The sequence below is a fragment of the Halomonas flagellata genome (assembly GCF_022487945.1).
Lineage (GTDB): Bacteria > Pseudomonadota > Gammaproteobacteria > Pseudomonadales > Halomonadaceae > Halomonas > Halomonas flagellata.
This window is the reverse complement of record NZ_JAKVPY010000003.1, coordinates 64,783-80,003: the sequence shown is the minus strand read 5'-3', so window position 1 is coordinate 80,003 and position 15,221 is coordinate 64,783. Positions and strand designations below refer to the sequence as shown.

The 15,221-nt window shown below is 65.8% G+C and carries 11 protein-coding genes; 3 read left to right on the top strand and 8 right to left on the bottom strand.

Translation table 11 applies throughout. The annotated features are described in order from the left end of the window. Nucleotides 1-9 precede the first annotated feature (9 nt). Nucleotides 10-1,641 carry a BCCT family transporter gene (locus tag MKP05_RS03205; protein WP_240566992.1) on the top strand — a complete coding sequence of 544 codons (1,632 nt, stop codon included), beginning with the start codon at nucleotides 10-12 and terminating at the stop codon, nucleotides 1,639-1,641. A gap of 92 nt (nucleotides 1,642-1,733) precedes the next feature. Here the strand turns inward: MKP05_RS03205 and betT are convergent, their stop codons facing one another. Genes betT through betC form a run of 3 tightly spaced genes read right to left on the bottom strand, consistent with a single transcriptional unit; the run spans nucleotide 1,734 to nucleotide 6,980 of the window. After that, complete coding sequence (gene betT, locus MKP05_RS03200) at nucleotides 1,734-3,788, bottom strand: choline BCCT transporter BetT (protein WP_240566991.1); 2,055 nt, start codon at nucleotides 3,786-3,788, stop codon at nucleotides 1,734-1,736. Between the two features lie 13 nt (nucleotides 3,789-3,801). Then, entirely contained in the window at nucleotides 3,802-5,451 is a 1,650-nt protein-coding gene (locus tag MKP05_RS03195) for a SulP family inorganic anion transporter (protein WP_240566990.1), read from the bottom strand. After that, on the bottom strand, nucleotides 5,448-6,980 hold the full coding sequence (gene betC / locus MKP05_RS03190; protein WP_240566989.1) for a choline-sulfatase: 1,533 nt from the start codon (nucleotides 6,978-6,980) through the stop codon (nucleotides 5,448-5,450). The genes MKP05_RS03195 and betC overlap by 4 nt, the downstream gene beginning before the upstream one ends. A gap of 113 nt (nucleotides 6,981-7,093) precedes the next feature. Here betC and MKP05_RS03185 point away from each other — a divergent pair, with 113 nt between their 5' ends. Next, nucleotides 7,094-8,011: a choline sulfate utilization transcriptional regulator gene (locus MKP05_RS03185; protein ID WP_240566988.1), complete on the top strand. Its 918-nt coding sequence runs from the start codon at nucleotides 7,094-7,096 to the stop codon at nucleotides 8,009-8,011. 98 nt (nucleotides 8,012-8,109) lie between these two features. Beyond that, complete coding sequence (gene metX, locus MKP05_RS03180) at nucleotides 8,110-9,219, top strand: homoserine O-acetyltransferase MetX (protein ID WP_240566987.1); 1,110 nt, start codon at nucleotides 8,110-8,112, stop codon at nucleotides 9,217-9,219. Nucleotides 9,220-9,230: 11 nt separating this feature from the next. Here metX and MKP05_RS03175 read toward each other — a convergent pair whose 3' ends face one another. From MKP05_RS03175 to glcD, 5 genes are all read right to left on the bottom strand, one after another. Next, nucleotides 9,231-10,340: a cobalamin-independent methionine synthase II family protein gene (locus MKP05_RS03175; protein WP_240566986.1), complete on the bottom strand. Its 1,110-nt coding sequence runs from the start codon at nucleotides 10,338-10,340 to the stop codon at nucleotides 9,231-9,233. 43 nt (nucleotides 10,341-10,383) lie between these two features. Further along, nucleotides 10,384-10,785, bottom strand: a complete 402-nt coding sequence (locus tag MKP05_RS03170) for a GlcG/HbpS family heme-binding protein (RefSeq protein WP_240566985.1) — start codon at nucleotides 10,783-10,785, stop codon at nucleotides 10,384-10,386. Nucleotides 10,786-11,127: 342 nt separating this feature from the next. Then, nucleotides 11,128-12,372, bottom strand: coding sequence for a glycolate oxidase subunit GlcF (gene glcF, locus MKP05_RS03165; protein ID WP_240566984.1), 1,245 nt, complete (start codon nucleotides 12,370-12,372; stop codon nucleotides 11,128-11,130). A gap of 1 nt (nucleotide 12,373) precedes the next feature. Continuing rightward, nucleotides 12,374-13,495 carry a glycolate oxidase subunit GlcE gene (glcE, locus tag MKP05_RS03160; RefSeq protein ID WP_240566983.1) on the bottom strand — a complete coding sequence of 374 codons (1,122 nt, stop codon included), beginning with the start codon at nucleotides 13,493-13,495 and terminating at the stop codon, nucleotides 12,374-12,376. Nucleotides 13,496-13,512: 17 nt separating this feature from the next. Next, nucleotides 13,513-15,012, bottom strand: a complete 1,500-nt coding sequence (gene glcD / locus MKP05_RS03155) for a glycolate oxidase subunit GlcD (RefSeq protein ID WP_240566982.1) — start codon at nucleotides 15,010-15,012, stop codon at nucleotides 13,513-13,515. Between the last annotated feature and the right edge of the window lie 209 nt (nucleotides 15,013-15,221).

The following is a 15,221-nucleotide window of genomic DNA, read 5'->3' as shown; positions in this document are numbered from 1 at the left end:
GAGCCTCTCATGAGCGACCCGTTGCCGCCCCCCGTGACCAGCGACATGCAAACGGACTACGTCGTTGGCCAGGACAATATCGAAGGGCGACTGGGGCCCATCGGCTTCGATATCCACAACCGGGTCTTTGTCGTATCGGCGCTCGCCTCGGTCGTCTTCATCGTCCTCACCCTGTTGTTTCCGGAAAGGGCGGGGAGCCTTTTCCAGTCCATTGTCGGTTTCTCCACCGGGACGCTGGACTGGTATTTCATGATCGTGGTGGATTTCTTCATCCTGTTCTGTATAGCGCTCGTCGTCCTGCCCTATGGATCGGTCAGGCTGGGTGGTCCCGATGCCCGACCGGAGCACAGTTACCTGTCCTGGTTTGCGATGCTGTTCACTGCCGGCATCGGAATCGGACTGCTGTTCTTCAGTGTGCTGGAGCCGGTCTATCATGCCAACGTCTCCTTGCCATTGGGCATTCCTTCACCTTTCGGGGCCGATGGTGAACTCAATCCGGAGGCCATTCCCGAAGCAACCGCCCTGGGCCTTGCCGGCACCTTTCTCCATTGGGGCATCCATGGCTGGGCCGTCTATGTGGTGATGGCGTTGGCGCTGGCCATCTTTACCTATAACAAGGGCCTGCCGTTCTCCATTCGTTCGGCGTTTTTCCCGATCCTTGGCGAGCGTGTCTGGGGCTGGTGGGGGCATGCGATCGACATCCTGGCGGTGTTTTCCACCTTGTTTGGACTGGCCACGGCGCTCGGACTCGGGGCACAGCAGGCCAATGCAGGGATGAATTTCGTCTTTGGTCTGGACATCAGCACCACCTTTCAGGTCATCGTTATCCTCCTGGTAACGGCAGTGGCACTGGTATCGGTCTGGCGCGGACTCGAGGGTGGCGTGAAGAAACTCTCCGAGATCAATATGGTCCTGGCCGTGTTCTTCTTCTTCTTCGTACTATTCGCCGGCCCGACCCTGGTGGGCCTGAACGGGTTCTGGTCGGGGCTTTCGACCTATGTGAAGGACTTCGTCCCGTTGTCGGCCCCCTTCGGTCGTGACGATGATGCCTATCGTCAAGCATGGTCAGTCTTCTACTGGGCCTGGTGGGTCAGCTGGGCACCGTTCGTCGGCATGTTCATCGCTCGGGTGTCGCGTGGGCGCACGGTTCGGGAATTCGTGCTCTGTGTGCTGGTGATTCCCAGTCTGTTCATTTTCATCTGGATGGGCGTCTTCGGTGGCATCGCGCTCGATCAGCTCTATGCCGACCCCGGTAACAGCCTGGTCAAGGAGTACGTGATCGACAATTACAGCCCCGAGCTGTCGCTGTTCGGCATGCTGAATGAACTGCCGCTGACGGGCCTGATGTCGACCCTTGGCATCACTCTGGCGTTGATTTTCTTCGTCACCTCGTCGGATTCCGGCTCCCTGGTGATCGATACCATCACTGCCGGCGGCAAGATCGATGCTCCCAGGCCCCAGCGGATGTTCTGGGCAACGGTGGAGGGCTTGATTGCCATCGTGTTGCTTCTCGGCGGCGGCCTGTCGGCGCTTCAGGCCGGAGTGACGGCGACGGCGATTCCGTTTTCCATCGTGATGCTGTTGATGTGCTACTCCATCATCAAGGCGCTGAATGGCGAGTTGCGCCGCCAATCCGCCTGAATAACGCCGAGCTGGAACGCCTGATAAGGGTACAGGCCCCACCGAGGTGGGGCCTGTCGGGCCAGGGGAGGTGCGCCAGCGCGGGCGATTAGCTACCGCGCGGGCTCGATGTCGGGAATGACTTCGCCTTCCATGACGTGGCCGGGAATGGTGTCCAGATTGCCGTCTTCACTGGCTTGGGCCAGGAAGCGCAGGTGGCGCTGGTATTCGTTCAGCACGTCATGCACGACCTGCAGGCGCGTATAGCCGTTGAGGTCTTGCCCGAGGCCGCCCTCGGCGAGATGCACGTCGAGTCGCAGATAGTAGTCGTCGTCCGCGGGCAGGAAGCTCGGTGGCTGCAGGCGTTGTGGGCGTATCCCGTAGATGAAGCTGGGGGCGCCATCGAAGTCGACTTGCAGGGTGGGGCAAAGCAACTGTGTGTCGTCCACGGCCTGTTCGGTCACGGTGGCACGTTGACCGCGCCGCGTCAGTTCCTCGGCCAGTTCGATCAGGGCCGGCCGGATGGCGTGGCGCAGCGTGGCCTCCGCGCCGTTCTGCGTGGTGCCGTCCAAGGTGCGGTCGAGTCGTTCGCGCCAGTCACTGGCGGCGACTCCGTTGGCGACCACCTGTTGGCGGGCATCGGCCTTGCCGGTCTCGACCTTCAGCGAGCGATACATGCCGATCATGGTCAGGAAGATCACCGCCGAGAAGGGCAGGGCGGTGATCACCACGGCGCTCTGCAGGGTCCTCAGGCCGCCGGCCATCAGCAGCGCCAGGGTAATCAGGCCGATGATGGCCGACCAGAAGATGCGCAGCCGCACCGGCGCGTCATGATTCACGTCGCGCAGCACATAGGTGAAGTTGGACAGCACCAGGGCGCCGGAATCGGCCGAGGTGACGAAGAACACGATGCTCAGCAGCGTCACCAGGGTGGCGGTGAGACCGACCCAGGGCAGTTGCTCGAGGAAGGTGTAGATACTGGCCTGCGGCATGTTCACGGCCTGCTCGCCGAGCACCACCAGGCCCTGTTCGACCATGTCGATGCCGCTGTTGCCGAACACGGACATCATCACCATCACGAAGATCAGCGGGATGAACAGGGCACCGGCGACGAACTCGCGGATGGTGCGGCCCCGCGAGATGCGCGCCAGGAACAGGCCGACGAACGGCGCCCAGGCGATCCACCAGCCCCAGAAGAACACCGTCCAGCCGCTGAACCAGCCCTGTGCTTCGGGCGCGTAGGCGTAGGTGTCGAAGCTCAGGCCGGGGAAGGCGGCCAGGTAGTCGCCGGTGTTCATCACCAGGGCATTGAGCAGCTTGAGGGTGTCGCCCTGGAGCAGTACGAACAGTACGAGACCGGCGATCAGCAGCAGGTTGAGCTCCGACAGCCGGCGGATGCCGCGCTTGACGCCGCTCACCACCGACAGGGTGGCCAGGGTCACCACCAGCAGGATCAGCATGATCTGCGCAGGCAGTCCTTCCGGCACGCCGAACAGGTAGGTCAGCCCGTAGTTCATCTGCATCACGCCGATCCCCAACGCGGTGGCGATGCCAAACACGGTGGCCAGCACGGCGGTGATATCCACGGCATTACCGATCGGCCCGTAGATGCGCTTGCCCAGCAATGGATAGAGCGTCGAGCGAATCGCTAGCGGCAGGCGGTGACGGTAGCTGAAGTAGGCCAGCGCCATGCCCATCAGCACGTAGAGCCCCCAGCCCGAGATCCCCCAGTGCATATAGGTCTGCACGACGGCACGGCGCTGGGCTTCGGCGGTGCCGCCTTCGCCGAGCGGTGGGTTCAGGTAGTGAGTCAATGGCTCGGAGACCACGAAGAATAGAATGGCACCACCCAGGCCGGCGGCGAACAGCATGGCCGACCAGGACAGCAGCGAGAACTCCGGTCGCGAGTGATCGGGGCCCAGGCGGATCTTGCCGAATCGCGAGAAGCCGATCATGACCACGAAGACCAGATAGGCGACGATCGCCAGCATGTAGTACCAGCCGAAGGTATTGCCGATCCAGCCAAGGCCGGCGTTGAAGAATGCCGTGGCGTGGTCGGTGAAGGCGATCGCGTAGATCAGGAAGATCAGGATACCCGCCACCGAGCCGTGAAAGACGATTGGATTCAGGCGGTTGCTCTGTTCAGGTTCGTAGTGTCTGTGTGTCATGGGGGGGTGCCTCTCATATTGTTATTGCCATGGGCTTGTCGTGGTGGTGCTCGTTGTCGACGAGACCGGCCCGTTGCAAGCGGGCCATGACGTCGGGCTTGGTCCAGGCCAGGTACAGCCGTCCGCCGCGAGCATGGCAAAGACGTGCCTGGCGCTGGAGTAGATGGATGCCGCTCAGGTCGATGAAGTTGATGCCTGCGGCCAGAATCACCAGGTTCTGCCGATCGAAGCGCTCGAGCCGTCGGGCGACCGACTCGCAGGCACCGAAGAACAACGAACCGTCGATTCTGACCACCGCACAGCACGGCGCCTCCACGGCCCGCTGGATCGCTTGGGGCGCTTGTGACAGCGTGCACTCCACCACCGGCGGGCGGGTGGTGCGGCGCAGGTAGAGGGCCAACGAGGCCAGCACGCCGAAGTAGATGGCGAATTCCAGGGCCAACAGCAGGGTGCTGAAGAAAGTGATCAGCAGTACCGCCGTTTCCGAACGGCTGGTAGCCAGCACCTCGCGGATGCTGTGTCGATCGACCAGCCTGGCGGCGACCAGCAACAGCAAGCCGGCCATAGCGGGCATCGGCACGTAGTGGAGCAGCGGCGCCGCCAGCAGCACGATCGGGATCAGGAACAGCGCGGACAGCACCGCTGCCAGCGGCGAGCGTGCCCCGGCACTGGCGTTGAGTCCCGAGCGGGTGAACGATCCCGACGAGACATAGCCGGAGAAGAAGGCACCGCCGAGATTGGACAGCCCCTGGCCGATGAACTCCTGATTGCTGTTCAGCCGCTCGCCCGAACGCGAGGCGAAGGCCCGTGAAATCGCCGCGGCTTCGACCAGGCCCAGCAGCCCCAGGGCGATGGCGCCGGGCGTCAGCATGCTCAGGGTATCGAGGGAAAGGTCCGGTGCCGAGAGTGGTGGCAGGCCGGCCGGCACCGCGGCGATGCGCAGGATCTCGACCTGCCCTGGGTCGAGCCAGGCGGCCAACAGCGAGGCGGCCACGAGCGCCAGCAGCATGCCCGGCCAGCGTGGCAGCCAGTGCCGCAGCGCCAGGCAGGCGGCGAGTGTAACTCCCGCGATCAGCAACGATCCGAGCCGGATATCCTCGAACCGCTCGAACAGTCGTGGCCAGAGTTCGAGAAAGCCACTGCTCCCCACCGGGGCGAGCCCCAGCGCATAGGGTAGCTGGCTGGTGGCGATGATCAGCGCGGCGCCGGCGGTGAAGCCCGTCACCACCGAATGCGAGACGAGATCGACCAGCGCCCCCAGCCTTGCCAGACCCAGCAATAGCTGGAAAGCGCCAGCGAGGAAGGTCAGGGTCAGCACCAGGGTGATGAACTCACTGCTTCCTGCTTCGGCGAAGGGCTGCAGGGTAGCGAACAGCGCGATCGACAGTGCCGCCGTCGGCCCGCTGACCATTTGTCGCGAAGAGCCGAATAGTGCCGCTAGCATGGCCGGGACGATGGCGGTATACAGGCCGTACTCGGGGGGCAACCCGGCCAGCAGGGCATAGGCTACCCCCTGAGGCACGACCAGCACCGCACCGGTCAACCCGGCGATGGCGTCGGCACGCAGCGAATGCGAGGTCTGCTGCGGCAGCCAGCCGAGAAACGGCAACCAGCGTTGCAGCCTGGCCGGTTGCCGGCGTATGTCGGTCGGCGACGTCATCATGGCTGGTCGGAAGAGACTACGGGGAAGCGCGCTCGCCGCTCGAGATCGTCCAGGTCGATGGTGTTGCGCATGTACTGGGTACTGGCATCGAACACCGGCTGGTGATCCCAGGGCGTGACCTTGCCCTGCATGAGGGCCCGCGAGACCAGCTTGCGGCGCCGCTGGCTGGCGATCACTTCGCCTTGCATCCGCTCGTAGTCCCAGCGGCTTGCGACCTCGTTGCGGAACTGCTTGCACAGGTCCAGGTGCGCCGGGTCCTCGGCCAGGTTGTTGAGTTCCAGCGGATCGGCCTCGAGGTCGAACAGCTGGTCCGGATCCGGTGCGGTGTGGACGAATTTGTAGCGGCCGCGGCGGATCATCAGTAGCGGCGCGATGGCGCCCTCGCCGAGGTATTCGCCGATCACCTCGTCGTGGCCGCCGCTGCCGGTCAGATGCGGCAGCAGGCTGCGGCCGTCGATGGGCACGGCATAGTCCGGCGCGGTGCCGTCATGGGCGATTTCGGCAAAGGTCGGCAGCAGGTCCATGGTCGACACCGACTCGCTGACCCGACCCGGGGCGAAGCGGTCAGGCGCGTGGACGATCATCGGCACGCGTGCCGAGTCCTCGAACCAGCTCATCTTGTACCACAGGCCACGCTCTCCCAGCATGTCGCCGTGGTCGCCGGAGAACACGATGATGGTGTCTTCGTCGAGACCGGTCGCTTTCAAGGCCTTCAGCACGGCGCCGATCTGGTCGTCGACGTAGCTGAGCGCCCCATAGTAGGCATGACGCGCGTTGCGGATCTGCTCGTCGCTGATGGTGTCCTCGTCGAGCTGATAGACATGACGCAGACGCTTGGAGTGCGGATCCATCAATTCGCGCGAGTAGGGCACGCGCGGCATGTCGATGTCGTCGTGGTCGTAGCGGTCCCAGTACTCCTGCGGAATGGTGTAAGGATCGTGCGGGTGGGTCAGCGACACGGTCAGGCAGAAGGGGCGCTGCTCGCCGTTGCGCGCATAGTCGTAGAGGAAGCGCTTGGCGCGGAAGGTGACCTCGTCGTCGAAGTCGAGCTGGTTGGAGCGCACGCAGGGGCCGGCCTGAATCACCGAGGACATGTTGTGGTAGTAGCTCGGCCGCTCGTCGAAGTTTTCCCAGTCGACGAACCAGCCATAGTCGGCCGGGTAGATGTCGGTGGTCAGGCGCTCCTCGAAGCCGTGGAGCTGATCCGGGCCGCAGAAGTGCATCTTGCCCGACAGCGCGGTGTAGTAGCCGGCATCGCGCAGATAGTGGGCGAAGGTGGGAGTGTCGGCCGGGAAATCGCCGGCATTGTCGTAGCCACCGATGCGCGACGGCAGCTGGCCGGCCATCAGCGTGAAGCGCGACGGCGCGCACAGTGGGCTGTTGCAGTAGGCCGAGTCGAAGACCACGCCCTCGGCAGCCAGGCGCGACAGGTGCGGTGTCTTGACCAGCGGATGGCCGTAGACGGGCAGGGCCGATGCCCTCATCTGATCGGCCATCAGGAACAGGATGTTGGGCTGCTTGCGGGTCATGGGGCCTCCACTTGTTGTCGATACGAGCCTGAACTGGCTGCGGATACAGTCTCTCTGCTAATCTCATGGCCTGTAAACTCGCTAAATTTTTATGGGAGGCATTAGTTAACCTAATGTCGTGGATAGCCAGGGCGGCGTCGCCCAACAGCCTGCGGGTGTTCGAGGCGGCGGCCCGCCACCTGAGCTTCACTGCCGCGGCACGCGAGCTGCGCTCGACCCAGTCGGCCGTCAGCCAGCAGATACGTACCCTGGAAGAGAACCTCGGCTTGCCGTTGTTCGAGCGTATCTATCGCGGAGTGAAGCTGACCGAGGCGGGGCAGGCGCTGTTCGCCAGTGTGCAGGAAGGGTTCGCGACCATCGATCGCACGATCGACCGCCTCCAGCACCGGCACCGCCATCCGCATGTGAACATCCTCACCGACTTCTCGTTCGCGGCTTACTGGCTGATGCCCCGGCTGCCGCGCTTCCGTGAACAGCATCCGCATATCGACGTGCGCATCGTGACCAATCAGGGCGTCCTCGACTGGCGTACCCAGGAAGTGGACATCGCGATCCTGTTCTGCGACGAGCGGACCCTGGCGGGCGGGGTGCCACAGTTGTTCCGGGAAGAGGTCTTGCCGGTCTGCAGTCCGGGCTTCCTGCAGCAGCACGGGCCGATCGAGAATCTCGAAACACTCAGCGAGGCGCCGCTTTTGACATTGACCGCCGAGCAAGGCCAGAGCTGGCTGGACTGGCCGAGCTACTTCGAGCAACGGGCAGGCATCAGCTATCTGGAATCGTCGGAGCTGACGTTCAACAACTACACTTTGCTGATCCAGGCGGCGATCGCAGGGCAGGGTATCGGGATGGGGTGGCTAGGGTTGGTCGACGACATGCTCGAGAGTGGCATGCTGGTCGGCCTGCACGAGTTGGGGCTGCGTTCGTCGCGTGGTTATGGGCTGATCGATGCGCGGCCGGACTCACCCGGGGAGGCAAAGCGGGCACTGCAGGAATGGGTATTGGCCTGTGCAGAACCTTCGAGTCGAGAATAATGTCACCTCGAGCGGCTGACCCGTGTCGGCTTGGCGTTTGCGTCGAACTCTGGGACGATTCCTAATATGACGACTGGCCGGCGAGGAGCGAATCACCGATGCCCGATGCGCGCCGCTTCACTGAATTGCAAGGTCCCGTGCCGATGTATCGCGGTGGTGAACTGCCATCCGTAACCATCGCTTATGAAACCTGGGGCGAGCTTCGCGGCCGGGGCGACAATGCGCTGTTGCTGTTTACCGGCTTGTCGCCGAGCGCGCACGCGGCGTCCTCGGCGGCCGATCCGTCGCCCGGCTGGTGGGAGTACATGATCGGACCGGGCAAGCCCATCGACACCGAGCGGTTCTTCGTCATTTCCCTCAACTCCCTCGGCAGCTGCTTCGGCTCCACCGGCCCCGCCTCGATCGACCCATCGACGGGGCAACTCTACCGGATTGACTTCCCCAAGCTCTCCGTGGAGGACATCGCCGCGGCTGCACGCGGTGCGTGTCATGCGCTTGGCATCGACCACGTGCACACCGTGGCCGGCGCCTCGCTCGGGGGCATGGATGCGCTCGCCTATGCCGTGATGTATCCGGGCACCTACCGCGATATCGTCAGCATCTCGGCGGCCGCCCAGGCGACGCCGTTCGCCATCGCCCTGCGCTCGATCCAGCGCGAGGCGGTGCGTGCCGACCCGGCCTGGGCCGGGGGTCACTATGCGCCGGGCCAGGGTCCGAAAGACGGCATGCGCGTGGCGCGCCAGCTCGGCATCCTTACCTACCGCTCCGCCCCGGAGTGGCTGCAGCGCTTCGACCGCGAGCGTATCGAAGGCTCGGACGCCAGCCCCGATCCGTTCGCCATGGCGTTCCAGGTGCAGTCCTACATGGACGCCAACGCACGCAAGTTCGCCGACCGCTTCGATGCCAACTGCTATCTCTACCTGTCGCAGGCGATGGACCTGTTCGACCTGGCCGAGCACGGCGCCGGCTCGCTGGAGTCCGCCATCCGCAAGGTCGACGCGAGGCGGGCGCTGGTCGCCGGCGTGACCACTGATTGGCTTTTCCCGTTATGGCAGCAGCGGCAGGTCGCCGAGCTGCTGGAGCATGCAGGCGCCGCCGTCAGCTATCACGAACTCGACTCGATCCAGGGCCATGACGCCTTCCTGGTCGACAGCGACCGCTTCGCGCCGATGATGGCGGCGTTCCTTGCCGGCATGCCGGAGGCCTGACAATGGCTGGGTCAGGCCGAGAGGCGGGCGGCGACGTCGCACACCAGGCGTAGCTTCGCCGCCTGCTCGTCGATGGTGAGCCTGTTGCCGACGATCGAGGTGCCGAAGCCGCACTGCGGGCTGATCGCCAGGCGCTCGCGGTCGATATGATCGCTCGCCTCCACCACGCGGGCGAGCAGTTCGTCCGGGTCCTCGAGCGTACCTCGCTTGGAGGAGACCAGGCCGAGCACCACCACCTTGCCGTCGGGAACGGCGGCCAGCGGCGCGAAGCCGCCGGAACGTTCGTCGTCGTACTCGAGCAGCAGCCGGTGGGCTGCGGTACGCTGGAAGATCGGCTTGGCGATCGGCTCGTAGCCGCCGGCGACGAGCCAGCGACTGCCCTGGTTGCCGCGGCACAGGTGCAGGCCGAAGGTGACGCCATCGATGTCCTGCATCACGACATTATCGAGGGCAACGCCAAAGTCCAGCCACTGCGCCGTGCTCCAGCCCTGGGCCTCATAGAAAGCGCGAGTCTCCGGGTCGAGCAGCAGGGGGTAGTGCGGGGCGTCGAGCTGAATGTAGCTCGCGCCGTAACCGGCGAGCTCCTCGACCTCCTCGCGCAGAATCCGGGCCACGTCCTCGAGAAACTCCCGCAGGGAGGCGTAAGCGCCCGCCGAGTGCCGCGGCGACCAGAAGTTGGCGAACAGGCCCGGGCTGGGCAGCGACACCTTCGGCGTGCGCGTCGTCCGCGCGCGCAGATAGACGAACTCCTCCGCCGACAGGGAACGTCGGCGGCGCAGCGGCGCGGTGACGGCGAGTTCGTGCGGTCGCTCCTGGTGCCAGTCGCCGATGTCGTCGTCGCCATGCCATTTGCCCCACAGGAAGGCGTCGAGATCCCAGTCTCCGAAGCCTTCGACCGCCTGCACCAGCTGGCTCTGGAAGGACAGCCGGCGCATTTCGCCATCGGTGACCACCTCGAGTCCGGCCGCTTCCTGGAGCGCAATCGCCGCGTCGACGGCGCGGTCCTCGACCCGCTTGAACGTGGCCTCACTTATGCTCCCGGCCCGCCGTCGCTCCTGAGCCTCGAGCAACCAGCCGGGGCGAAGCAGACTCCCGACAACGTCGGCGCGTGCCGCAATCATAAGGCCTCCTCACGGCAGCTTGCCGTTGCACATGACCAGGAAATCAGCCGACGGCGGCGACCCCGGCCCTGGCGATCTGTACATCCTGGTCCGGTTTGACGCCGGAGACGCCCACGGTGCCCGCGACCTGGCCGTCGACCAGGACCGGCACGCCGCCGGAGAGCAGCCCCTGCATCGGCACGGAGAGGAAGGCGTCGCGACCGCCGTTGATCATCTCCTCGAACAGCTGCGTCTCGCGGGCACCCAGCGCGGAACTGCGGGCCTTCTCGGTGGCAATGCCGGGCGTCATGGCCGGGGCGCTGTCGAGGCGGCGCAGGCCGAGCAGGTGGCCACCGTCGTCGGCCACGGCGATGGTCACCGCCCAGCCGTTGGCTTCGGCCTCCTGCTGGGCGGCATCGAGGATGGCGTTGACGTCGGCCAGGGTGAGTACGGACTTGGTTTTCATTGTGGTGCTCCTTGGTTGATATTGGCTTCGGGATAAGAGCTTCTTTCACAACTCAGCAGAGAGATGAGCTTTCCCGGCGCCAAGCCTCCGCGAGGGCGCTGTAAACCCGTCCATGGGCGCTACTTTTGCCATCCATGGCAAAAGACCCTCGCTCCGCCTTGTCCCCGGCGCTCATCTCACTCGACGTTTGGAAATGCGCTCTATGGGCTGCTCGTGGCTCGCAGCTCGTTGCTAGTAGCTGGTGTTAATGCTTCATCGACGATCTCGATCCAATGCCTGACCGGGGTGCGGTTGGCGCCGGCCAGATGCGTCTGGCAACTGAATGTATGAGCGCGGTGACGATCACTTCAGTGCCTCATCGACAACTTCGATCCAATGCCTGACTGGCGTACGCCCGGCCCCGGCAAGGTGCGTCTGGCAGCCGATATTGGCGGTGACGATCACCTCGGGGTCGCCGGCCTCCAGGTTGTCGAGCTTGTTGTCGCGCAACTGGGTCGCCAGTTCGGGCTGGGTGATGGAGTAGGTGCCCGCCGAACCGCAGCATAGGTGGGCATCCTGCACCGGGGTCAGGCTGAAACCGAGCCGGGTGAGCACATCCTCCACGGCCCCGCCGAGCTTCTGGGCGTGCTGCAGGGTGCAGGGGCAGTGGAAGGCGAGCTTGCGGCTCTGCTTGATGGTCAGGGCGTCGAGGTCCTCGTCGCGCAGGATCTCCACCAGGTCCTTGGCCAGTTCGCTGATGCGCTTGGCCTTCGCGGCGTACTGCGGGTCGCCTTCGAGCAGTTCGCCGTACTCCTTGACGAAGGCGCCGCAGCCGCTGGCGGTCTGGACTATTGCTTCAACCCCGGCCTCGCCCGCTTTCTCGATATGCGGCCACCAGGCATCGATATTGGCGCGCATGCGCGCCCGGCCGTCGTCCTGGGCGTTGAGGTGGTAGTCGATGGCGCCGCAGCAGCCGGCTTCCGGGGCCGGGGTCAGGCCGATGCCCAGCCGGTCGAGCACCCGGGCGGTGGCGGCGTTGGTGTTGGGGGAGAGACCGGGCTGTACGCAGCCCTCGAGGATCAGCATCTGGCGGGTGTGGCGCTTGCCCTCGGGGCGGGTGCCGGCATCCACCGGTGCCGGCGGCATCTTGTCACGGAGCTGACCGGGCACCAGCGGCTTGAAGGTCAGGCCCAGCCTGAGCAGGGCCTGGAAGCGCTGCGGGTCGACCAGGGCCTTGCGCAGCCCATAGCGCAACGCGCGTTCGCTGGCCTTGCGCGGCACCCGGCGCTCGATCTCGGCGCGGCCGATGTCGAGCAGCTTGTGGTACTCCACGCCCGAGGGGCAGGTGGTCTCGCAGTTGCGGCAGGTGAGGCAGCGGTCCAGGTGCAGTCGGGTCTCCTCGGTGATCCGGTCGTCGTCGTCGCGGCTCTCCAGCAGCTCCTTCATCAGGTAGATGCGTCCGCGGGGACCGTCGCGCTCGTCGCCCAACAGCTGGTAGGTGGGACAGGTGGCGTTGCAGAAGCCGCAGTGCACGCAGGTGCGCAGCACGCGGTCGGCCTCGCGGATATGCGGCTTCTTGAGGTCTTCCTCGGTGAAGTGTGTCTGCATGTCAGAGCTCCGCGTAGAGTCGGCCCGGGTTGAAGATTCCCTTCGGGTCCAGCTCGGCCTTGAGGTTGCGGTGGTACTTGGCCACCACCGGCGCCAGCGGGGTGAAGGGCTCGGCCGTTCCCCCGGTAGCGATGTGAGGGCCATAGCAGGTGGCATGACCGCCGGCACGGGTGCAGGCTTCGCGAATCGTCTTGTCGTCGAGCTCGCTGCGTAGCCAGCGCTGGGTGCCGCCCCAGTCGTAGAGCGGGTCGCTCTCCTTGACGCCCGGCAGGTCGAGCACCGGCGTGTGGTGGGGCAGCGCCAGTCGCCACAGGGGACGCGGGTCCTCCTTCGAGAAGAACGCCAGCTGCTGTTCGCGAAGCGCGGTCCAGAAGTCGTCCCTGAGCTCGTCGCCGCCCAGCCGGTCAGCGGTGGCGGCCACGGAGCTCGGCCCGCCCTCGAGGCGCAGGTGCAGGGCGCCGTCGAGCCAGGCGGCGGCGGTGATCGGTAGCGGCTGACGGCCCCACTCGGCGAGTCTCTCCAGGGCCCGGGGTAGCGGCATGTCCAGGTGCAGGCTGCGCGTGACGCCGGGGCGCGGCAGCACCTTCATGGTGACCTCGGTGAGCAGCCCCAGGGTACCCTGGGCACCGACCATCAGCCGCGACAGGTCGTAGCCGGCCACGTTCTTCATCACCTGGCCACCGAAGTGTTGCTCGCTGCCTTCGTGGTTGATCACCCGGGTGCCGAGCACGAAGTCGCGTACGCTGCCGGCCCAGGGGCGCCGCGGGCCGGAGAGCCCGGTGGCGACCATGCCGCCGACGGTGGCGTCATCGCCGAAGTGGGGCGGCTCGCAGCCCAGCATCTGGCCGTTCTCGGCCAGCGCGGCCTCGAGCTCGGCCAGCGGCGTGCCGGTGCGCACCGAGACGATCAGCTCCACCGGGTCGTAGTAGGTGATGCCGCGGTGTTCGCGGGTGGAGAGGGCGTCGGCCTCGACGGTGCGGCCCCGAACGTGAAAGCCATAGAAGGCCTTGGTGTCGCCGCCGACGATGCGCAGGGGCCTGCCCTCGGCGTCGGCCCGGCGGATGCGTTCGGCCAGTGCCTCGCTGGCATCGTGTTCCCGGGGGGAGTGCTTGGTATCCGTCATGATCGTTTCCTGATGCCTCAGAAGCGCGGCAGGTCGGGGTGCGGCAGCTGGTTGGCGTGCACGTGCATGGCGCCGAACTCGGCGCAGCGGGCCAGCGTGGGGATGTTCTTGCCCGGGTTGAGCAGCCGCTCCGGGTCGAAGGCGGCCTTCACCGCGTGGAAGGTGGTGATCTCGTCGGGGCTGAACTGGGCGCACATCTGGTTGATCTTCTCGCGGCCCACGCCATGCTCGCCGGTGATGGAGCCGCCGACCTCCACGCACAGCTCGAGGATCTTGCCGCCGAGCGCCTCGGCCTGCTCGAGCTCGCCCTCGCGGTTGGCATCGAACAGGATCAGCGGGTGCATGTTGCCGTCGCCGGCGTGGAAGACGTTGGCCACCCGCAGGCCATACGCCTCGGAGAGGTCGGCGATGCCCTTGAGCACCCGGGGCAGCTCGCGGCGGGGAATGGTGCCGTCCATGCAGTAGTAGTCCGGTGACATGCGGCCCACGGCGGGGAAGGCGTTCTTGCGCCCGGCCCAGAACTTCGCCCGTTCGGCCTCGTCGCGGGCCTGCTGGATGCCGGTGGCGCCGGCGGCCTCGAGTACCCGGCGCACCGTCTCGCAGTCGTCGTCCACGTCGGCTTCCACGCCGTCGAGCTCGCAGAGCAGGATCGCCTCGGCCTCCACCGGGTAGCCGGCGCGGATGAAGTCCTCGGCGGCGCGGATCGCCAGGTTGTCCATCATCTCCAGCCCGCCGGGGATGATGCCCGCGGCGATGATGTCGCCCACGGCCCGCCCGGCTTTCTCCACGTCGTCGAAGCTGGCCATCAGCACCTTGGCGGTCTCGGGCTTGGGCAGCAGCTTGACGGTGATCTCGGTGACCACCCCGAGCATGCCCTCGGAGCCGGTGAACAGCGCCAGCAGGTCGAAGCCCGGGGCATCCAGCGCCTCGGAACCGAGCGTCATGCGCTCGCCCTCGATGGTCAGTACCTCGACCTTGATCACGTTGTGGACGGTGAGGCCATACTTCAGGCAGTGCACGCCGCCGGCGTTCTCGGCCACGTTGCCGCCGATGGAGCAGGCGATCTGCGACGAGGGGTCCGGGGCATAGTAGAGACCGTAGGGAGCGGCCGCCTCGGAGATGGCCAGGTTGCGCACCCCGGGCTGGAGGCGGGCGGTGCGGGCGTCGGGATCGATGTCGAGGATGCGATCGAAGCGCGACATCACCAGCAGCACGCCCTGCTCGAGCGGCAGGGCGCCGCCGGAGAGGCCGGTGCCGGCGCCACGGGTGACCACCGGCACGCCCAGGGCGCGGCAGCGCTTGAGCAGGGTCGCGACCTGCTCGAGGGTCTCGGGCAGGGCGACCAGCATGGGCAACACCCGGTAGGCGGAGAGGCCATCGCACTCGAACGGGCGCAGGTCCTCCTCGCGGTGCAGCAGGGTCAGGTCGGGTACCGCCCGCTGGAGCTCGGCCAGCACCGCGGCCTTGTCGATGCGCGGCAGCTCTCCGTCGAGCCTGTCGTCATGGAGGATATTCATGGTGACTCCCCGTGCGTCTCGGTGATGAGCGTCTCGGTAATTCTGTGACCGCAGGCGACAATCTGTAGTTTTGTTGCACGCCTGTCCAGCCTATGGTTTGGTGGTCAGACCAGTAATTCGTCTATTATATGGAAAGTATTTCCAATCTATCCCCCTGCAGCGTAAACGGCCAGTCGCTGGTTTACCACTGCGATCGGGCAACCCCGGGA